The sequence below is a fragment of the Saccharothrix australiensis genome (assembly GCF_003634935.1).
GTDB classification, from domain to species: domain Bacteria; phylum Actinomycetota; class Actinomycetes; order Mycobacteriales; family Pseudonocardiaceae; genus Actinosynnema; species Actinosynnema australiense.
Genome location: NZ_RBXO01000001.1, coordinates 4,686,914 through 4,709,795 on the forward strand (window position 1 = coordinate 4,686,914; position 22,882 = coordinate 4,709,795).

General features: G+C 75.8%; 2 protein-coding genes (1 of these 2 only partly in view). Both read right to left on the bottom strand.

Annotated elements, in window-relative coordinates:
• Window positions 1-6,869 carry the 5' end (the start) of a type I polyketide synthase gene (locus C8E97_RS36150; RefSeq protein ID WP_246019026.1) on the bottom strand. It extends 12,409 nt beyond the left edge of the window, so only the first 6,869 of its 19,278 coding nucleotides appear in the window; it begins with the start codon at window positions 6,867-6,869; its stop codon lies beyond the left edge, outside the window.
• Window positions 6,869-22,792 carry a type I polyketide synthase gene (locus C8E97_RS35440; RefSeq protein WP_211347090.1) on the bottom strand — a complete coding sequence of 5,308 codons (15,924 nt, stop codon included), beginning with the start codon at window positions 22,790-22,792 and terminating at the stop codon, window positions 6,869-6,871. The genes C8E97_RS36150 and C8E97_RS35440 overlap by 1 nt, the downstream gene beginning before the upstream one ends.
• Between the last annotated feature and the right edge of the window lie 90 nt (window positions 22,793-22,882).

Below are 22,882 nucleotides of genomic sequence, written 5' to 3' on the forward strand. Positions count from 1 at the left end.
AAGGCGGTCTTGGGCACCGGGACCGGCGGCACGTCGGGCACCACCGCCGCCCAGTCGACGTGGCCGCCGCGCGCGAACACCTCGCCCGCCGCGACCAGCGCCGTCCGGGGCTCGGGGTGGTCCCGGCGGGTCAGCGCGACGGCGGCGAGGCCGGTGTCCAGCGCGTCGACCAGGCCGGTCAGCACGCCGCCCGGCCCGAGTTCGAGCACCGTGCCGACGTCCAGCGCGCCGATCGCGTCGGCGAAGCGGACCGGCAGGCGGATCTGGTCGACCCAGTAGTCCGGCGACGCGGGCAGCCACGCGCCCGTCACGGTGGACAGCACGGGGATCCGCGCCGACGTGAACGACAGCCCCGCCACGACCGCGCGGAAGTCGGCCGTCATCGGCTCCATCAGCGCGGAGTGGAACGCGTGGCCGACCTTGAGGTACCGGGCGTCCACCCCGAGTTCGCGCACGGCGCGGGCGACGGCGTCCCGAGCGCCGGACAGCACGGTCGAGCGCGGCCCGTTCACGGCGGCGACGCTGACGCCCTCGAAGTCCCGGACCAGTTCCTCGGCCACCGGCACCGAAGCCATCACGCCGTCGCCGGGCAGCGCCTGCATCAGCCGTCCGCGCGCGGCCACCAGCGTCGCCGCGTCCGGCAGCGACAGCATCCCGGCGGCGTGCGCGGCGGCGACCTCGCCGATCGAGTGGCCCATGAGCACGCGGGGCCGGATGCCCCACGACGAGACCAGCGCGAACATCGCCACTTCGACGGCGAACAACCCCGCCTGCGTGTACACCGTCTCATCCAGGTCCACGCCGTCCCCGAACACCACCTCCCGCACCGGACGACCCACATACCCCGCCAAGTTGCGGTCCAACTCCGCACACACCTCGTCGAACACCTCCCGGAACACCGGAAAGCACCCGTACAACCCACGACCCATACCCGCCCGCTGCGCACCCTGACCCGCGAACGCGAACGCCACACCACCATCACGGGCAGGGCTGGACGGTCCGACGTCGCGCAGCCCGGCGACGGCCTCCGCGCGCTCGTCCGCGACGACCACGGCGCGGTGCTCCCAGACCGATCGCGTCGTCACGAGCGACCGCGCGGTCCCGGTGAGCGGAGCACCTGCTTCGAGGTGGGCGGCGATCCGTTCGGCCTGCTCTCGCAACGCTTCCGCGCTGCGCGCCGACACGACGACCGGCACGACGGAATCGACTTCCGCCACGGGTTCGGGTTCCGGGCGCACAGGTGGTTGTTCCAGCACCACGTGCGCGTTGGTGCCGGACACGCCGAACGACGACACACCCGCCCGACGCGGACGCCCGCCCTCCTCCCACACCACCGGCTCGGTCAGGAGTTCGACCGCACCCGACGACCAGTCCACCTTGTCCGACGGCCGATCGACGTGCAGCGTGCGCGGCAACACACCGTGCCGCAACGCCAACACCATCTTGATCACACCGACCACACCGGCCGCCGCCTGCGTGTGACCGATATTCGACTTCACCGAACCCAGCCACAACGGGCGGTCCCGCTCCTGCCCGTACACCGCCAAGACCGCCTGCGCCTCGATCGGGTCACCCAGCACCGTCCCGGTCCCGTGCGCCTCAACAGCGTCCACATCGGACGGACGTAGGCCGGCATTACGCAGCGCCCGCCGGATCACCTTCTCCTGCGCCGGACCGTTCGGCGCGGTCAACCCGTTCGACGCACCGTCCTGGTTCACCGCCGAACCACGAACCACCGCAAGGACCTCACGACCCTCCCGCACCGCATCCGACAACCGTTGCAGGACGACCACACCGACACCCTCGGACCACCCGGTGCCATCGGCGTCGGCGCTGAAGGAGCGACACCGGCCGTCGACCGACAACCCGCGCTGCCGCGAGAACTCCACGAACACATCCGGCGTCGCGAGCACCGCCACGCCACCGACCAACGCCGTCGTGCACTCACCGGCCCGCAGGGCTTGCGCCGCCAGGTGCAGCGCGACCAGCGACGACGAACACGCCGTGTCCACCGTCACCGCCGGGCCCTGGACACCCAGCACGTACGACAGCCGGCCGGACAGCACGCTCGACGCCGTGCCGGTGAGCAGGAAGCCCTCGGCATCGGCCGACCGGGCGCCGTAGCCCTGACCGGAGGCCCCGACGAAGACGCCGACGTCCCGGCCGTGCAGCGAGGCCGGGTCGATGCCGGCGTCCTCCACCGCCTCCCACGACGCCTCCAGCAACAACCGCTGCTGCGGGTCCATCGCCAACGCCTCACGCGGCGAGATGCCGAAGAACTCCGCGTCGAACGCCCCGGCGTCCTCCAGGAAACCGCCGTGCCGCGTGTAGGAGGTGCCCACCGACTCGGGATCGGGGTCGTACAGGTTCTCCAGGTCCCAACCGCGATCCGTCGGGAATCCGGTGACGGTGCCGCCACCGGTTGCCAACAGCTCCCAGAACGCTTCCGGCGTGGACACGCCGCCGGGCAGGCGCGTCCCCATGCCGACGATGACGACCGGGTCGTCCTCCGCGTCGGCGACCGGCGGGGTTTCCCCGGGTACGACGGCCTCCGCCGCGCCCGGAAGCCGCGTGCCCGGAAGTCGCGTGCCCAGAAGTCGCGTGCCCAGAAGTCGCGTGCGCAGCGCCTCCGCCAGCGCGGTGGGGTTCGGGTGGTCGAACGCGACCGTCACGGGCAGCGTGACGCCGGTCGCCGTCGCGAGCCGGTCGCGCAGCTCGACCGACGTCAAGGAGTCGAACCCGGCGTCGCGGAACGCCCGCGTGGGCGCCATGCCGTCGACGGAGTCCATGCCCAGCACGGCGGTCGCCGCCCGGCGGACCACGTCGAGCAACAGCTCGCGCTGCCCGGCCGGGTCCGCGCCGGACAGCGCCGCGACGAGCCCGGCCGACCGGTCGTCCGGCGTGGGCGACGCGGGCGAGGCCGCCCGGGGAAGGCCGCCGAGCAGCGGGCTCGGCCGGTGCGCGGTGAACATCTCGGTGAACCGCGGCCAGTCCACCCGCGCGACCACGGCCGTGGGCCGCCCACCGCGCAGCACGTCGTCCAGCTCGGCGAGCGCCCGCTCCGGGGACATGGGCAGGATCGCCCGGCGGCGCAGCTGCTCCGCCGCGTCGCCGTCCTCGGCCATGCCGCCGCCCGCCCAGGCGCCCCAGGCGATCGAGGTCGCCGCGAGCCCGCGCGACCGGCGGTGCTCCGCGAGCGCGTCGAGGTGGGCGTTGGCCGCCGCGTACGCGCTCTGCCGGGTGGAGCCCCAGACGCCCGCGATCGAGGAGAACAGCACGAACGCGTCCAGCGGCCGGTCGCCGAGCACCTCGTCGAGCACCGCCGCGCCGGCCGCCTTGCCCGCCGTCACCTCCGCGAACGAGCGCTCGTCGTGGTCGACCACGGCGACGAGGTCGCCGGCGACACCGGCCGCGTGCACCACGGCGTCCGGCGGGTACCGGTCGACCACGGCCGCCACGGCGGCCCGATCGCTCACGTCGCACTCGACGACGGTCACCCGGACGCCGAGGTCGGGTGGCCCGTCGACCGCGCCGCGGCGGCTGAGCAGCACCACGTGCTCCGCGCCGCGCTCCGCCGCCCACCGCGCGACGTGCCCGCCCAGCGCGCCGGTGCCGCCGGTGACGAGGACCGTCCCGCGCGGCGTCCACCCGGGTCCGGCCGCACGTGCCGGCGCGGGCGTCAGCCGGCGGCCGAACGCCCCGCCGGCGCGGATCGCCACCTGGTCCTCGGTGCCGCCCAGCGCCGCGACCAGCCGCGCCACGGCGGCGTCGTCCGGGGTCGCCGGCAGGTCGAGCAGCCCGCCCCACCGTCGCGGGTGCTCCAGGGCGGCCACGCGCCCGAAGCCCCACACCTGCGCCGCCGCCGGGTCGTGCGGCGCGTCGAACGGCCCGGTGGACACCGCGCCGCGCGTCACCACCCACACCCGTGCGGCACCACCGGCACGCAGCACGGCCTGCGCGGTCGTCAACACGTGCTCGACGCGGCCGGACGCGATCAGGACGCCGTCGACGTCCGCCGGGTCGGCGTCGGCGTCGACCCGCAACCCGGCCGCCCGGAGGCCCGCGAGCAGGTCGCCGTCGTCCGCGACCAGCAGCCACCGCCCGCCGGCCGCCCGTTCGGGCAGGACGAGGCGTTCCCAGTCGATCTCGTACCGCCACGGCCCCGCGTCGCGCGTCGCGGCGGGCCGACCGGGGCGCAGCCAGTAGTGCCGGTGCTCGAACGCGGTCGTCGGCAGCGGCACGGGCGCGGCGTCGGGCAGCCCGGTCGTCCAGTCGACCGCGCCGCCGTGCGCGAAGACGTCGGCGAGGGACCGCCGGAACCGGGCCGGGCCCGCGTCGTCGCGGCGGATCGTGCCGAGCACGGCGGCCTCGGGGTGCCCGGCCTCGTCCACGCTCTCGCGGATGGCCGCGTGCAGCACCGGGTGCGCGCCGCACTCCACGAACAGGTCGAAACCGTCGTCGGCCAGCGCGCGCACGGCGTCGGCGAACCGCACGCGCCCGCGCAGGTTCCGGAACCAGTAGCCGGTGTCGAGAGCGCCGCTCACCCAGGCGTCGTCGACGGTCGAGTACCAGGGGATCTCCGGTTTGCGCGGCACGACACCGGCCGCCGCCGCGACGACGTCGTCCGCGATCGCGTCCACGTGTGCGGTGTGCGACGCGTAGTCCACGGCGACGCGCCGTGCCCGGACGCCCTCGGCCTCGTACCGGGCCTCCCACTCCGCCAACACATCCGCGTCACCGGCCAGGACGATCGACCGGGGTCCGTTGACCGCCGCGACCTCGACGCCGTCCGGCGCCTGCTCCGGGGGGATCGCGACGGACAGCATCCCGCCGCGTCGCGTGAGACCGGTGGCGATCGCCTGGCTGCGCAGGGCGACCAGCCGCGCCGCGTCACCGAGCGACAGCGCGCCGGCGACGCAGGCGGCGGCGATCTCGCCCTGGGAGTGGCCGACCACCGCGTCCGCGCGGAAACCGCACGACTCCCACAGCGCGGCCAGCGACACCATCACCGCGAACGACACCGGCTGGACGACGTCGACCCGGTCCAGGGGCGACCCGTCGAACACGACGGCGCGCAGCGACCAGTCCACGAAGGGTTCCAGCGCTCGTCCGCATTCCTCCATCCGCGCGGCGAACACCGGGTGCGACTCCCACAGCTCGCGACCCATGCCCACCCACTGCGCGCCCTGGCCGGGGAACACCAGCACCGACTTCCCGCTGCCCGCCTTGACCGGCGCGGTGAGCGACCGCAGCGCCGCCACGGCTTCCGCGTGCTCCCGCGCGAACAGCACCACGCGGTGCTCCCACAACGCTCGCGTGGACAGCAGGGAACGCGCCACTGCGGTCAGGTCCGCCCGCGTGGCGTCGAGGTGGTCCGCCAGCCGCGCCGCCTGCGCCACCACGCCGGACGCGGTCCGCGCCGACACGACCAGCGGCACGACATCGTCGTGCTCGACCACCTCACGCGGCTCGGCGGCGGGGGCTTCCTCGACGATCAGGTGCGCGTTGGTGCCGGACACGCCGAAGGACGACACACCGGCCCGGCGCGGACGCCCGCCCTCCTCCCACACCACCGGCTCGGTCAGGAGTTCGACCGCGCCGGACGACCAGTCGACCTTGTCCGTCGGCCGATCGACGTGCAGGGTGCGCGGCAACACGCCGTGCCGCATCGCCAACACCATTTTGATCACACCGACCACACCGGCCGCAGCCTGCGTGTGGCCGACGTTCGACTTCACCGAACCCAACCACAACGGGCGGTCCCGCTCCTGACCGTAGGCGGCGAGCAGCGCATTGGCCTCGATCGGGTCACCCAGCGTCGTGCCGGTCCCGTGCGCCTCCACAGCGTCCACATCGGACGAGTTCAATCCCACGTTCGCCAGCGCCTGGCGGATCACCTTCTCCTGCGCCGGACCGTTCGGCGCGGTCAACCCGTTCGACGCGCCGTCCTGGTTCACCGCCGAACCGCGGATCACCGCGAGGATTTCCCGGCCTTCCCGCACGGCGTCCGACAGGCGTTGCAGCACGACGACACCGACACCCTCGGACCACCCGGTGCCGTCAGCGGACGCGGAGAACGACTTGCACCGGCCGTCCACCGACAACCCGCGCTGCCGCGAGAACTCCACGAACACCGCCGGCGAGGCCAGCACGGTGGCCCCGCCCGCCAGGGCGAGCGAACACTCCCCGGACCGCAAAGACTGCGCCGCCAGGTGCAACGCCACCAACGACGACGAACACGCCGTGTCCACCGTCACCGCCGGACCCTGCGCGCCCAACACGTACGCCACCCGACCGGCGGCGACACTGCCGGCGTTGCCGGTGCCGAGGAACCCTTCCAGTTCCTCCGGCTGCGGGCCCTCCGCGTAGTCGTGGTACATCAGGCCCGTGAACACGCCGACGTCCTTGCCGCGCAACGACGTCGGGTCGACACCGGCCCGCTCCAACGCCTCCCACGACGTCTCCAGCAACAACCGCTGCTGCGGGTCCATCGCCAACGCCTCACGCGGCGAGATCCCGAAGAACCCCGCGTCGAACGCCCCGGCGTCGTCCAGGAAGCTCCCGCGCCGGGTGTAGGACGTGCCCACCGAGTGCGGATCGGGGTCGTACAGGCCCTCCAGGTCCCAGCCGCGGTCCGCCGGGAAGTCGGAGACGGTGTCCCGCCCCTCGGACAGCAGCTCCCAGAACGCTTCCGGCGAGGACACACCGCCCGGCAGCCGGAGGCCCATGCCGACGACGGCGACGGGTTCCCCGGCACGGGCGGCCAGCCGCGCGTTCTCCCGCTTCAGCCGCTCGGCCTCCTGGAGCGCCGCGCGCAGCGCCCGCACCAACCGCTCGTCCTGCCCACCCACCGGCGTGCCCCCGCCCATCACGACTCCCCCAGTGCTCGCCTGATCAGGCCCTCGGCGTCCAACTCGCCGATGAGCGCCACCTCGTCGTCGGGCCCGGCCGCCGGTTCGCGGACGGGTTCGTCGCGGCCGAACATGCCCTCGTGCAGCCGTTCGCCGAGCACCGCCGGGTTCGGGTGGTCGAAGACCACGGTCACCGGCAGCCGCACGCCGGTCGCCGCGCCGAGCCGGTTGCGCAGCTCGACCGCCGTCAGCGAGTCGAACCCGACGTCCCGGAACGCGGTGAGCGGCCCGATCCCGCCGACGCCCGTCCGGTTCAGCACCACCGCCGCCTCCCGCCGCACCAGGTCGGTCAGCGCCGCCAACCGCCGCGCGGCGTCCAGGTCGGCCAGGTCGGCGCGCAGGGCGGCGGTGCGCGACGCCGCCGCCCTGCGCACCACGCCCACCACGTCGCGCCACAGCGCCGGCAGGCGGTCGGTGCGGGCCGCCGCCCGCAGTGCGGCCAGGTCCGGCAGCAACGGCACCACGACCGGCTCGCCGCACGCCAGGGCGGCGTCGAACATCCGCATCCCGCGCTCCGCGTCGATCGCCGCCACACCGGCCCGCGCCATGCGGCCCGTGTCCCCGTCGCCCAGGTGGCCGGTCATCCCGCTCGGCCGCGCCCACAGGCCCCACGCCAGCGACGCCCCGGCGTGGCCGGCCGCCCCGCGGCGCGCCATCGCCGCGTCCAGGAACGCGTTCGCCGCCGCGTAGTTGGCCTGCCCGGCGTTGCCGAGCACGCCGGCCGCCGAGGAGAAGACGACCAGCGCCGCGCCGAGGTCGCGGGTCGCCTCGTCCAGGTGCCGGAAGGCGTCGACCTTCGGGCCGAACACGCCGTCGAGCCTGGTGGCGTCCAGCGAGGTGACCACACCGTCGTCGAGCACGCCCGCCGCGTGCACGACGAGTCGCGGCGAGGTCGCCGCCAGCAGGGCGCGGACCTGGTCGCCGTCGGTGACGTCACACGCCACGACGTCCACGTGCGCGTCGAGTTCGGCTCGCAGCCGGTCCGCGCCGGGCGCCTCGCCGCCCTGCCGCGAGGCCAGCACGAGGCGGCGCACGCCGTGCTCGGCGACGAGGTGACGGGCGACCAGCGCGCCCAGCGTCCCGGTGCCGCCGGTGATCAGCACGGTGTCGTCGGCGGCAGGCGCGACGCCCGCCCCGCCGGCCTGCCCGGTGATCCGGCGCAGCCTGGGCGCCCAGCACCGGCCGTCGCGCACCGCGACCTGCCACTCGCCGTCCGCCGCCGCGGCCTCCGCGATCGCGGCCGGGTCGGCCGTGCCGTCGTCGTCCACGAGCAGCAGCCGGTCCGGGTGCTCGACCTGCGCGGCGCGCACCAGGCCCCAGACCGCTGCCGCCGCCGGGTCCACGCCGCCCGCGCCGGTCGGGTCCACGGCGCGGGTGGTGACCACCACCAGGCGCTCGGTCCCGGACTCCCGCACCGCGTCGAGCGCCGCCGTCACCGCGCGCCGTGCCCGCTCCGCGTCGGACCCGGTGCCGCCGTCGACGCGCACCACCACCCACCCCGGCCCGGCCTCGGGAACGGTCGGCGGTAGGGGTGTCCAGTCGACGCGGAACAGGTCGTCGGCGGCGGGCCGCAGCTCCTCGGCGCGCACCGGCCGGCTCGTGAGCGCGCCGAGCGCCAGCACGGGCGCGCCGGCGGGGTCCACGGCCGTCACCTCCGCTCCGGGGCCGATGCGCACCCGCAGCTCGGTGGCGCCCGTGGCGTGCACCGAGAGCCGCTGCCACGCGAAGGGCAGCTCGATCCGGCCGTCGTCGCGCGGTGCGGCCAGCAGCGCGGTCGGGTGCACCACCGCGTCGAGCAGCGCGGGGTGGACGGCGAACCCGTCGGCGTCGACGCCTTCCGGCAGGGCGACCTCGGCGAACAGCTCCGCACCGCGCCGCAGGAGCGCCCGCACGCCCCGGAACGCCGGGCCGTACCCGTACCCCGCGTCGGCGAGCGCCGCGTAGAAGTCGGTCACCGGCTCCGCGCCGGCAGGCGGCCAGTCGAGGCCGTTCGCCGGGTGGTCGGCGCGCTCGACGAGCGCGCCGGTCGCGTGCCTGGTCCACCGCCCGGTGCCCGACCTGCCGTGCACGCTCACCGGTCGCCGCCCGTCGTCGTCGGCCGCGCCCACCGAGACCTGCACGGCGACGTCCTCGGTCGGCCCGAGCACCAGCGGCTCGGCGATCACCAGCTCGTCCACGACCGGGCAGCCGACCCGGTCACCGGCCTGCACCACGAGTTCCACCAGCGCCGCGCCGGGCACGACGACCGCGCCGCCGACGACGTGGTCGGCCAGCCACGGCTGGCGGCGGCCCGAGAACACGCCGGTGAGCAGGACGCCGCCCGTTTCCGGGTTCTCCACGGCCGCCCCGAGCACGGGGTGCGGCACCGGCTCCTGCCCGACGCCCGCCACGCCGCCGACCGGCCGGTCGGCGGTGAGCCAGTAGCGCTCGCGGTGGAACTCCGTGGTCGGCACCGGCGCGAGCGGCGCCTCGGGCACGACGCCGCGCCAGTCGACGCCGCCGCCGCGCACGAAGACCTCGGCCAGCGAGCGGGTGAACCGGTCCCACCCGCCGTCGTCGCGGCGCAGCGAGCCGACCACGGCGGCGTCCGGGAGGGTGTCGGCGATCGCGGCCGTCAGCACCGGGTGCGGGCCGCACTCCACGAAGAGGTCACAGCCCTCGTCGCCGAGCCCGGCGACGGCCTCCGCGAACCGCACCGGCTCGCGGAGGTTGCGCACCCAGTACGCCGCGTCGACCTTGCCCATCCACTTGTTGTCCACAGTGGACATCCAGGGGATCTCGGGTTCACGCGACCCGATCCCGTCGAGCCGGGCGAGGATGTCCTCGGCGACGGAGTCCACCTGCGCGGTGTGCGAGGCGTAGTCCACCGGGATCCGCCTCACCCGCACGCCGAGGTCGCGGTAGCGCTCCTCCACCGCGTCGAGCACGTCGGGCACGCCGGCCACGACGATCGAGCGGGGGCCGTTGACCGCCGCCACCTCCACCCCCTCCGGGGCCTCCTCCGGCGACACCCCCAGCGACAACATCCCACCCCGACCGGCAAGACCCGACCCGATCACCGAACTGCGCACCGCCACAACCCGCGCCGCATCCTCCAACGACAACACACCCGCCACACACGCCGCCGCGATCTCACCCTGCGAATGCCCCACCACCGCATCCGGACGAAAACCACACCACTCCCACAACGCAGCCAACGACACCATCACCGCGAACGACACCGGCTGCACCACATCAACCCGGCCCAACGACCAACCCTCGAACACCACCTCACGCAACGACCAACCCACAAAAGGCCCAAGCGCGCGATCGCACTCCTCCATCCGCGCCGCGAACACCGGATGCGACCCCCACAACTCCCGACCCATCCCCACCCACTGCGCACCCTGACCCGGAAACACCAGGACCTGCTTGCGGGTGCCGGTGGCCGATCCGCTGATCACGTCGGGCGTCGACCGCCCGGCGGCGAGGTCGCGCAACGCCTCGGGCGTGAACACGACCGCCCGCTCCGACCACCGGGGACGTGCGACCACGAGGCTGCGCGCGACCCCGGCCGGGTCGTCCAGGTGGTCGGCGATCGCCGCCGCGCGGGCGGCGAGCCCGGCCGCGCCGCGTGCCGAGAGGACCAGCGGCGGGATGTCGGTCCCCGTGCGGGCCGCTTCCGCACGTGCGGGTGGTTGTTCGAGGATGACGTGCGCGTTGGTGCCGGACACGCCGAACGACGACACGCCGGCCCGGCGCGGGTGGCCGTTCTCCTCCCACGGCACGGGCTCGGAGAGCAGCTCGACCGCGCCGGACGACCAGTCGACCTTGTCCGTCGGCCGATCGACGTGCAACGTCCGCGGCAACACACCGTGCCGCAACGCCAATACCATCTTGATCACACCGACCACACCGGCCGCCGCCTGCGCGTGGCCGACGTTCGACTTCACCGAACCCAACCACAGTGGCCGATCCCGCTCCTGCCCGTAGGTCGCCAGGATCGCCTGCGCTTCGATCGGGTCACCCAGCGTCGTGCCGGTGCCGTGCGCTTCCACGGCGTCCACATCGGACGGTCCGAGCCCCGCATTGGCCAACGCCTGGCGGATCACCTTGACCTGCGCCGGACCGTTCGGCGCGGTCAAGCCGTTCGACGCACCGTCCTGGTTCACCGCCGAACCACGAACCACCGCAAGGACTTCACGACCCTCCCGCACCGCGTCCGACAACCGCTGCACGACGAGGACGCCCACGCCCTCCGCCCAGGCGGTGCCGTCGGCGGCCTGGGAGAACGGCTTGCACCGCCCGTCCGGGGACAGGCCGCGCTGCCGGGAGAACTCCACGAACACGTCGGGTTCCGCCATCACGGTCACCCCGCCGGCGACCGCCATCGAGCACTCGCCCGAGCGCAGCGACTGCGCCGCCAAGTGCAGCGCCACCAACGACGACGAGCACGCCGTGTCCACCGTCACCGCCGGACCCTGCACGCCGAGCACGTAGGACACCCGACCGGACAACACGCTCGACGCATTGCCCAGCAGCAGGTACCCGTCGGACCGGACGCCCGCCGCGAGCCCGTAGGACTGGGCGGAAGCACCGAGGAACACGCCGACGTCCCGGCCGCGCAACCCCGTCGGGTCGACCCCGGCGCGCTCCAGCGCCTCCCACGACGCCTCCAGCACCAACCGCTGCTGCGGGTCCATCGCCAGCGCCTCGCGCGGCGAGATCCCGAACAGGTCCGCGTCGAACATGCCCGCGTCGGACAGGAATCCACCGTGCCGGGTGTAGGAGGTGCCCACCGACTCCGGTGACGGGTCGTAGAGCCCCTCCAGGTCCCACCCGCGATCGGTCGGGAACTCCGACACCGCGTCCACGCCGTCGGCCAGCAGCCGCCAGTACCCCTCCGGGTTGGACACGCCGCCCGGCAGCCGAACCGCCATGCCCATCACGACGATCGGGTCGTCACCCTCCACAGCGGACTTGGCGACGGGCTCCGTGGTCGTGGTCGAGCCGCTGAGCAGGCCGTGCAGGTGCTCGGCCAGCGCCGTCGGGTTCGGGTGGTCGAAGACCACGGTGGCGGGCAGCGCGAGACCGGTCGCCGAGGCGAGCCGGTTGCGCAGCTCGATCGCGGTCAACGAGTCGAAACCCGCGTCCCGGAAGGCTTTCGCCTCGTCCACGGTGTCGGTCGCCAACACCGCCGCCGCTGCCGCGCGGACGGTCCGCAGCAGCGAGGGCAGGTCGCGCCCGACCGCGTCGCCGCCGTCCCGCGACCGCGCCGGCACGAGGTCGCGCAGGACGGCCGGCAGCGCCCCGGCCCGCGCCTGTGCCCGCAGCGCCGCCATCGCCGGCCGCAGGGGCACGAGGTCGGCGCGGTCGGCGGCGGTGACGCGGTCGAGCAGGCGCAGGCCCTGCTCGGCGGCCATCCGCGCCACGCCGAGGCGTTCCAGGCGCCCGGTGTCGACCGCGCCGAGCCGGCCGGTCATCCCGCCGGCCGGGGCCCAGTGCCCCCACGCCAGCGACACCGCCGGGAAGCCGGCCGCACGGCGTCGCACGGCCAGGGCGTCCAGGTACGCGTTGGCCGCGGCGTAGTTGGCCTGCCCCGCCGCGCCGAGCACTCCGGCCGCCGAGGAGAACAGCACGAACGCGTCCAGGTCGAGGTCCCGCGTCAGCTCGTCGAGGTGGGTGGCGGCGTCGACCTTGGGCCGGAACACCGCGTCGAACGCGGCGTCGTCGAGCGAGGCGACCGTGCCGTCCGCGGTGACGCCGGCCGTGTGCACGACCGCCGTGATCGGCGCGACCCGCAGCAGGTCCCGCACCTGGTCGCGGTCGGCGACGTCGCAGGGCACCATCGTCACGGTCGCGCCGGCGGCGGTGAGGTCGGCGCGCAGCGCGGCGTCCTCGCCGCGCCGGGACGCGAGCACGACGTGACCCACCCCGTGCTCGACCACGAGGTGCCGCGCCACCAGCGCGCCGAGGGTGCCGGTGCCGCCGGTGATCAGCACCGTGGAACCCGGCCGCCACGGCGGGGTGCCGTCGACGACCACCTCGCGCAGCCGTGGCACCTGCACCTCGCCGCCGCGCAGGCGGAACTGGTCCTCGGTGGGAGCGGCCCGCCTCAGCGCGGACAGGCCGGCGTCGGGCGCTGTGTCGGGCGCTGTCTCGAACGCTGTGTCGGGCGCTGTGTCGAACACTGCGCCGGACTCTGTGTCGGACTCTGTGCCGGGCTCGACGTCGACGAGGACGAGGCGGTCCGGGTGTTCCGTCTGAGCGCTGCGCACCAGGCCCCACACGGCGGCGGCGACGGGATCGGTGTCCGCGCCTCGCGTGACGACCACGAGGCGAGCGTGTCGCGGGCCCGCCGCGCCGACGAAGTCCCGCACCTCGGCGAGCACCCCGGAGACGACCGCGCGGACGTCGCCGGTCGGCACCCGCAGCACCCGCCAGGCCGGGTCGCGCCCGTCGGCCGGCGGCCCGCCCACGGCGGCGCGGTCGACCGGCGGCCCGCTCGCGGGTCCACCCGCCGGCACCCAGTGCACCGCGTACACCGGCACGGTCGGGTGCTGCCCGCCCCGCACCGCGCCGACGCTCAGCACGGGCTGCCCGGCGTGGTCGGCCAGCGTGATCGACGCGCCGTCGGGCCCGGTGGTGACGGCGGCGCGCACGGCCGCCCCACCACCGGGGTGGACCTCGACCCGGTGCCACTCGGACGACCACGCGGCGGTGTCGGCCAGCCCGAGCACGGCGTCCAGCAGCGCCGGGTCGACCACCCGGCCGCCGGGGTCGCCGTCGGCCAGCTCCGCGAACACCCGGTCACCGCGACGCCAGGCCCGGAGCACACCGGCCGGGACGTCGTCCACCGGCTCGGCGTCGTCCGGCGGCCACGGCGTCAACGGCCTCTCCGGCTCGGACCGGTCGTCGGCGTCGGCGTCGGCGTCGGCCAGTGTCGCGGTCGCGTGCCGCGTCCACGTCGTGCCGCGCGAGTGGACGCGGACCGTGCGGCGCTCGGCGTCGACCGCGACCTGGACCTCGGCCGCGGCGGTCAGCGGCGACTCCACCACCAGCCGCTCCACCACCGGACGGCCGGCCCGGCGCGCGGCCTGCGCCACCAGTTCGACCAGGGTGCTGTCGGACGTCGGCCGGTCGGCGTCGGTCCTGCCGACGAGCACGACCTCGGCGGAGTCGGGCCGTTCCACGACGGTGTCGAGGACGGGGTGCGCGAGGCCCCGGTCGGCGCGGCGGCCGGTCAGCCAGTAGCGCCGCCGCTCGAACACCGTCTTCGGCACCGGCACCGCGGGTTTCGGCGGCAGCACGGCCCGCCAGTCGACGTCGTGCCCCCGGACGAACAGGGTCGCGGCGGCGGTGAGGGCCGTGCGCGCCTCGGGCCGGTCGCGCCGGGTGAGGGGCACGGCGACGACGTCGGGCAGCAGCCCGGCGAGCGTGCCGCCCGGCCCGACCTCCAGCACGGTCGACACCGGGCGCGCCCGGTCGCCGGTCAGCGCGGCCACCGCGTCCGCGAACCGCACCGTGCGCCGCACCTGGTCCACCCAGTAGCGCGGCGAGCGGGCCTCCTCGGCGGTGAGTTCCCGGCCGGTCACCGACGACACCAGCGGGATCGTCGGCGCGCGGTACGCCAGCCCGGCCGCGACCGCGCCGAACCGGTCGAGCACCGGTTCCACCAGCGCCGAGTGGAAGGCGTGGCTGACGCGCAGTTCCCGGCCCGGCACGTCGAGCGCCCGCACGACCCGCGCGACCGCGTCCCGCTCGCCGGACAGCACCACCGAGTCCGGCCCGTTCACGGCGGCGATCGACACGCCGTGCGACACGGGCACGTCCTGTTCGCCGACGGGCACGGACACCATCACGCCGCCCGGCGGCAGCTCCTGCATCAGCCGGGCGCGGGCGGCGACCAGCCGGGCGGCGTCGGGCAGCGACCAGACGCCCGCGACCAGGGCGGCGGTCAGCTCGCCCAGGGAGTGGCCGGCCAGCACGCGCGGCCGGACCCCCCACGACACCACCAGTTCCGCCATCGCGACCTCGACGGCGAACAGCCCGGTCTGGGCGTACGCGGTGCCGTCGAGCAGCGCGCCGTCGCCGAACACCGCGTCCCGCACCGAGAAGTCCAGGTGCCGGTCCAACTCGGCGCACACCGCGTCGAACGCGGCCCGGAACACGGGGAACCGCTCGTGGAGTTCGCGCCCCATGCCGGCGTGCTGGGCGCCTTGGCCGGGGAAGACGAACCCGACACCGCCGTGCTCCGCCCTCCCGGTGACCACGTGGTCCCCGTCGAGGTCGCGCAGACCGGCGACCGCCTCCACGCCGCTGCCGGCCAGGACGACCGCGCGGTGCTCCCACGTCGCCCGCGTGGCGACGACCGAACCCGCCACCGCGGCCAGGTCGGAGTCGGGGCGCTCCAGGTGCGTCGCGAGGGCGGCGGCCTGTGCCCGCAGGGCCGTCCCGGACCGGCCGGACACGACCACGGGGACGAGGTCCGTTCCGGGGACGGTCTGCGGCTCGGGCTCGGGCTCGGGCCGGGTCGGTGGTTGTTCCAGCACCACGTGCGCGTTGGTGCCGGACACGCCGAACGACGACACACCCGCCCGACGCGGACGCCCGCCCTCCTCCCACACCACCGGCTCGGTCAGGAGTTCGACCGCGCCGGACGACCAGTCCACCTTGTCCGACGGCCGATCGACGTGCAACGTCCGCGGCAACACACCATGCCGCAACGCCAACACCATCTTGATCACACCGACCACACCGGCCGCCGCCTGCGCGTGACCGATATTCGACTTCACCGAACCCAACCACAGTGGCCGATCCCGCTCCTGACCGTAAGTCGCCAGGATCGCCTGCGCCTCGATCGGGTCACCCAGCACCGTCCCGGTGCCGTGCGCCTCAACAGCGTCCACATCGGACGGACGTAGACCCGCGTTCGCCAGCGCCTGACGGATCACCTTCTCCTGCGCCGGACCGTTCGGAGCGGTCAACCCGTTCGACGCACCGTCCTGGTTCACCGCCGAACCACGAACCACCGCAAGGACCTCACGACCCTCCCGCACCGCATCCGACAACCGTTGCAGCACGACCACACCGACACCCTCGGACCACCCGGTGCCATCGGCGGACGCGGAGAACGACTTGCAGCGACCATCCGCTGCCAACCCGCGCTGCCGGGAGAACTCCACGAACACGTCCGGGCCGGCCATGACCGTCACGCCACCGGCGACCGCCATCGAGCACTCGCCCGACCTCAGCGACTGCGCCGCCAGGTGCAACGCGACCAACGACGAGGAGCACGCCGTGTCCACCGTCACCGCCGGACCCTGCGCACCCAACACGTACGCCACCCGGCCGGACAGCACGGCGGGCAGACCGCCGGTGAGCAGGTAGCCCTCCGCGCCGCCGGGCGAGGTCGGGCTCGGGCCGTACGGTTGCGGCGTCGCGCCGATGAACACGCCGGTCCGGCTGTCCCGCAACGAGGTCGGGTCGATGCCGGCGTCCTCCACCGCCTCCCACGACGCCTCCAGCAACAACCGCTGCTGCGGGTCCATCGCCAACGCCTCGCGCCGCGAGATGCCGAAGAACCCCGCGTCGAACGCCCCGGCGTCCTCCAGGAAACCGCCGCGCCGCGCGTAGGAGGTGCCCACGGAGTCCGGGTCCGGGTCGTACAGCGCCGCCAGGTCCCAGCCCCGGTCGGTCGGGAAGTCCGACACCGCGTCCACGCCGTCGGCGAGCAGCCGCCAGAACTCCTCCGGTGTCGTGACGCCGCCCGGCAGCCGCACCGCCGCGCCCACGATCGCGATCGGGTCGTCGTCCGGCGTGGTCGCGGTGGCGGCGTGCTGTTCCGCGCCACCCGCCAGGCGGTCGCGGAGGTGCTCGGCGAGCCGGCGCGGGTTCGGGAAGTCGAACGCCACGGTCGGCGGCAGGGCCAGGCCCGTGGCGGCGTTGAGGCGGGTGCGGAGGTCGACGGAGGTCAGCGAGTCGAACCCGGCCTCGCGGAACGCCTGGTCGGGCGCGACGCCGTCGGGATCGCCGAGCACGGCCGCCGCGTGGGCGCGGACCAGGTCGAGGAGCCCCGCCAGGTCGGTGGACCCGACGAGCCCGTCGACAGCGGCGAGCCCGACCGAACCCGCCCCACCGATCGGACCCGCCTCACCGGTCGGACCCGCCTCACCGGTCGGACCGGCACCGGCGGTCGGCACGTCGGCGGCGTCGGTCGACGGGACCGTGCCGCTCGGCGCGAGCCAGTACCGGCGGCGCTCGAACACGGACGTCGGCAGCGGGGTGGTCGGCGCGGCGGGCACCACCGTCGTCCAGTCGACCCGGCCACCGCGCACGAAGTGCTCGGCGAGCGAGCGCAGGAAGCGCGGCCACCCGCCGTCGTCGCGGCGCAGCGAGCCGCACACCGCCGCGCCGCCGACGGTGCCCACCACCGCGTCGGCCAGCACGGGGTGGGGGCTGACCTCCACGAACAGCCCGTGCCCATCGGCCGCGAGCGCGGTCACGGCGTCCGCGAACCGCACCCGGCCGCGCAGGTTGCGCTGCCAGTAGTCGACCGGCACCGGACCGCCGACCCACTCGGCGTCCACGGTGGACATCCAAGGGATCTCCGGAGCGCTGGACCCGACCCCGGCCAACGACGTCAGCACCTGCTCGCGGATCGAGTCGACCTGGGCGCTGTGCGAGGCGTAGTCCACCGGGATGCGCCGCACCCGCACGCCGCGCTCGCGGTAGTCGCGCTCCCACCCGTCGAGTTCACCGGGGGTGCCGGCCAGCACGACGGCACGGGGGCCGTTGACGGCGGCGACCGCCACCCCGGCCGGCACCTCGTCGACGGGCACGGCCACCGACAGCAGGCCACCGCGCCCGGCGAGCCCGCTCGCGACCACCCGGCTGCGCACCGCGACGACCCGCGCCGCGTCCGCGAGCGACAGCGCGCCCGCGACGCACGCCGCCGCGATCTCGCCCTGCGAGTGGCCGACCACGGCGTCCGGGCGCACGCCGTGCGACTGCCACAGCGCCGCCAGCGACACCATCACGGCCCACGTCACCGGCTGCACGACGTCGACCCGGTCCAGCGACCCGCCCCCGAAGACCACGTCCCGCAGCGAGAAGTCCACGTGGGGCCCCAGCGCCCGCTCGCACTCGGCCATGCGCGCCGCGAACACGGGCCGCGACTCCCACAGCTCGCGCCCCATGCCGACCCACTGCGCGCCCTGCCCGGGGAACACGAAGACCGTCTTCGCCGCCGGGACGACTTGGCCGCTCACCGCGGTCGCGGCGCGCAACGAGGCCGCCGCCTGCGCCGCGTCGGCGGCGAGCGCCACCATCCGGTGCCCGCGCAGCGCCCGCGTGGTCAGCAGCGACCAGGCGACGGACCCGTGGTCGGCGCCCGTCGCGTCGAGGTGGTCGGCCAGCCGCACCGCCTGCTCGACCAGGGCGGCACGGCTGCGGGCCGACACGACCAGCGGCAGCGCGCCGTGCGGCGGCACGTCCACCGCGCCGGGCGGCGGCACCGGGGCCGGGGGCGCCACCGGGGCGGATTCGACGATCACGTGGGCGTTGGTGCCCGACACGCCGAACGACGAGACACCCGCCCGCAGCGGGCGATCGCGCGGCCCCCACGGCTCCGCCGCCGTGAGCAGCCGGAGGTCGCCCGCGTCCCAGTCGACGCCTTCGGACGGCGCGTCGACGTGCAGCGTGCGCGGCAGGAGCCGGTGCCGCATCGCGAGCACCAGCTTGATCAGGCCCGCGCTGCCGGCGGCCGCCTGCGTGTGGCCGAGGTTCGACTTCACCGAGCCCAGGAACAGCGGCCGGTCCCGACCGGCGCCGTAGGCCGCGAGGAGCGCGTCGGCCTCGACGGGGTCGCCGAGCGCGGTACCGGTGCCGTGCGCCTCGACCGCGTCCACTTCGGACGGTTCCAGCCCGGCGTTGGCCAGCGCCTGCCGGATCACCCGCTCCTGCGCCAGGCCGTTCGGGGCGGTCAGGCCGTTGGACGCCCCGTCCTGGTTGACCGCCGAGCCGCGCACCACGGCCAGGACCCGGCGGCCGCGGCGACGCGCGTCCGACATCCGCTCCAGCACCAGCACGCCGGCGCCCTCCGCCCAGCCCGTGCCGTCCGCGTCACGGGAGAAGGACCGGCAGCGGCCGTCCGCCGACAACCCGCCCTGCCGGGCGAACTCCAGGAAGATGCCGGGACTGGCCAGCACCGTGACACCGCCGGCGATGGCGAGCGAGCACTCGCCCGACCGCAGCGACTGCGCCGCCAGGTGCAGCGCCACCAACGACGAGGAGCACGCCGTGTCGACCGTCACCGCCGGGCCCTGCGCGCCCAGCACGTACGCCACCCGGCCGGAGGCGACGCTCGGCGCGACTCCGGTCAGCACGTACCCCCCGCTGTCGCCGCCGACCTCGTGCATCCGCGCGCCGTAGTCCTGCGCCATGAGGCCGAGGAACACGCCGGTGTCCGTGCCGCGCAACGAGGTCGGGTCGACACCGGCCCGTTCCAGCGCTTCCCACGAGGTCTCCAGGGCCAGGCGCTGCTGCGGGTCCATCGCCAGCGCCTCGCGCGGCGAGATGCCGAAGAACCCCGCGTCGAACCCGGCCGCGTCGGTGAGGAAACCGCCCCGGAACCCGGTTGCGGGCCACCCCCGGTCCGTCGGGGCCGCCGTGATCAGGTCCTCCTCGCCGACCAGCGCCGACCAGAAGGACTCGGGCGAGTCGATCCCGCCGGGGTAGCGGCAGCCGATGCCGACGATCACGACGGGGTCGTCGTCCTCGGCGGCGGCGCGGCGGGCGGGCGTCGCGCCGGTCGCGCCCCGCGCCAGGTGCTCGGCCAGCCGGGCCGGGGTGGGGTGGTTGAACAGCGTGGTGCTGGTCAGGCGCACGCCGACCGCCGAGTCCAGCCGGCCGGCCAGTTCGACCAGCATCGAGGAGTCGAAACCGAGGTCGCGGAACGGCGTCCCGAGGTCGATCCGGGCCGGGTCGCGCACACCGAGCACGGCCGCGACCTCGCGGCGCAGCGCGGCGTCCAGGTCGACGCCGGCCGCCACGCCACCCCGGTCACGCGGGTCGCCCGCGCCGACGCGTGGACCGCCCTGGTCCTCCCCCGCGCCGACCCGCACCTCGCCCGAGCCCCCGCCCGCGCCGACCCGCGCGTCGCCCTGCTCCCCGCCCGCGTCGCTCGGCGCGTCACCCTGGTCGGTCGCCCCGGCCCGCGCGTCGCCGACCCCGGCGGCGGCAGCGGCCGACGCGGCGTTCCCCGCCGCACCGGGCGCGGCGTCCCCGATCCAGTGCCGCTCGCGCTGGAACGGGTAGCCGGGCAGCGGCACCAGGTTCGCGTCCCGGAACCGCTCCTCCCACGCGACCGGCAGGCCGTGCGCGTGCAGTTCGCCCAGCGACAGCAGCACCCTCGACAGTCCGCCCTCGTCCCGCCGCAGCGTCGGCACGGTCACCACGGCGGTGTCGCGGGCGAGCGCGGTGTCCCGGATGCCGGCGAGCAGCAGCGGGTGCGGGCCCACCTCGACGAAGGCGGCGTGGCCGTCCGCGAGCAGCGCGCCGACCGCGCCGAGCAGGTCCACGGGCTCGCGCAGGTTCCGGTACCAGTACGCGGCGTCGAGCGGCACGTCCGACCGGCCGCCGGTCACCGTCGAGTGGAACGGCACCGCCGGCGTCCTCGGCCGCAGCCCGGCGAGCGCGGCCGTCAGCTCGTCCTCGACCCGCTCCACCTCGGCGGAGTGCGACGCGTAGTCGGCGGGCACCCGGCGCACCCGCGCCGACGGCCCGCAGTCCGCGACGAACTCGTCCAGCGCGCCCGACTCGCCGGAGACGACGACCGACTCCGGGCCCTGGACCACCGCGACGGACAGCCTGCCGCGCCAGCGGGCGACGCGGTGGCGCACGACGTCCGGCGGCAGGCCGACCCACACCATGCCGCCCCGGCCGGTCAGCTCCCGCGCCACGATCCGCGACCGGGCCACGATGAGCGCGGCGGCGTCCTCGACGGTCAGCGCGCCCGCGACGCACGCCGCCGCCACCTCGCCCTGCGACTGGCCGACGACCGCCGCCGGCTCGACGCCGAACGACCGCCAGACGGCGGCGAGCGCGACCAGGAACGCCCACGTCACCGGCTGGTTGACCGCGGTCAGGTCCATCGGCGGCGCACCCCCGGCGCCGCGCAGCACGTCCTCGGCCGACCAGCCGACCAGCGGGCGCAGCGCGTCGTCGCACTCCCGCAGGGCTCCGGTGAACGCCTCGGACGAGTCCAGCAGCGCGGTCGCCATGCCGGGCCAGGCGGACCCCTGTCCGGGGAAGGCGAAGACGACGCCGGTCAGGTCGTCGCGCGCCGTGCCGCGCACCACGGCCGGGGTCGGCGAGCCCTGGGCGAGGTCCGCCACGGCGGCCGCCATCCGGTGCCGGTCGGAACCCACGACGACCGCACGGTGCCGCAGTCCCGCGCCGGTGCGCGCCAGCGAGCGGGCGACGTCGCGGGGGTCCGCCGCCGGCCGGTCCCGCAGGTGCCCGGCCAACCGGGCCGCGCGGTCGAGCAGGGCGCGCTCGCTGTGCGCCGACAGCACCCACGCCGCCGGTCCGCCGCGATGGCCGGCCGTCGGCGCGCCGACCGTCGACGTGCCGACCGTCGGCGCGCCGGGCGTCGGCGGCACCGGGTCGCCGGCCGCCGGTCCCAGCACGACGTGCGCGTTGGTGCCGCCGATGCCGAAGGAGGACACGCCGGCGCAGCGCGGCTCGGGCCACGGGGTGGTCTCCGTGACGACGCGCAGCCGCCACTCGTCGAACCGGATGCGCGGGTTGGGCCGCCGGAAGTGCAGGCTCGCGGGCAGCCGCCGGTGGTGCACCGCGAGCAGCGCCTTGATCAGCCCGGCGATGCCCGCCGCGCCCTCCAGGTGGCCGATGTTGGTCTTGACCGACCCGACCAGCAGCGGGCCGTCCGACCGGTGCGCGCCGTAGGCCGCGCCCAGCGCCTCGGCCTCCACCGGGTCGCCCGCCGGGGTGCCGGTGCCGTGCAGCTCGACGTAGTCGACCTCGTGCGGCGCGACACCCGCCCGGCGGCACGCCGACCGCAGCACCCGTTCCTGCGCGGCCGGCCTCGGCCGGGTCAGCCCCGGCGCCGGCCCGTCGTTGTTGACGGCGCTGCCGCGCAGCACGCCGTAGACCCGGTCGCCGTCGGCCTCGGCCCGCGCGAGCGGTTTGAGCACGACCAGGCCGCCGCCCTCGCCGCGGGCGAACCCGTCGGCGTCGGCGTCGAAGGTGCGGCAGCGCCCGTCCGCCGAGAGCACGCCCAGGCGCGCCAGCGCCCGCCAGGGCTCCTCGGCCAGGTTGAGGTGCACGCCGCCGGCCACGGCCGCCGACGACTCGCCGGAGCGGATGCTCTCGCACGCCAGGTGGACGGCCACCAGCGACGACGACTGCCCGGTGTCCACGGCCATGCTCGGCCCGGTCAGGCCGAAGAAGTGCGACAGCCGGTTCGCGGTGATCGCCCGGTTGGTGCCGGTGAGCCGGTGGAGCCCGACGGCCGCGCCCGAGCGGGCGGCGAGCAGCGCGTAGTCCTCGGCCGTCACGCCGACGAACACGCCGGTGTCGGTGTCGCGCGCGGAGCCCGGCGCCATCCAGGCGTCCTCGAACGCCTCCCAGCACAGTTCGAGCAGCAGCCGCTGCTGCGGGTCCATCTCGCGCGCCTCGCGCGGCGAGACGCCGAAGAGGTCGGCGTCGAACCCGGCGACGTCGGTCAGGTGGCCGGCGCGCGACGCCGCCGGCCGGCCGGGCGGTGGCGCGCCGAGGGCGTCGACACCGCCGACGAGCAGGTCCCAGAACGCGGTGGTGGTCGGCGCGCCGGGGAAGCGGCACGACATCCCGACCACCGCGATGGCATCCGACGGCTGCACAGCGACTCCTAGCAGGTCTCGACCGGGTCGGGGCGCGCGGAACCACCCGACCGCGTCGCGCACGCGGGTCGGGGTGGTGCCGCAGGGGTG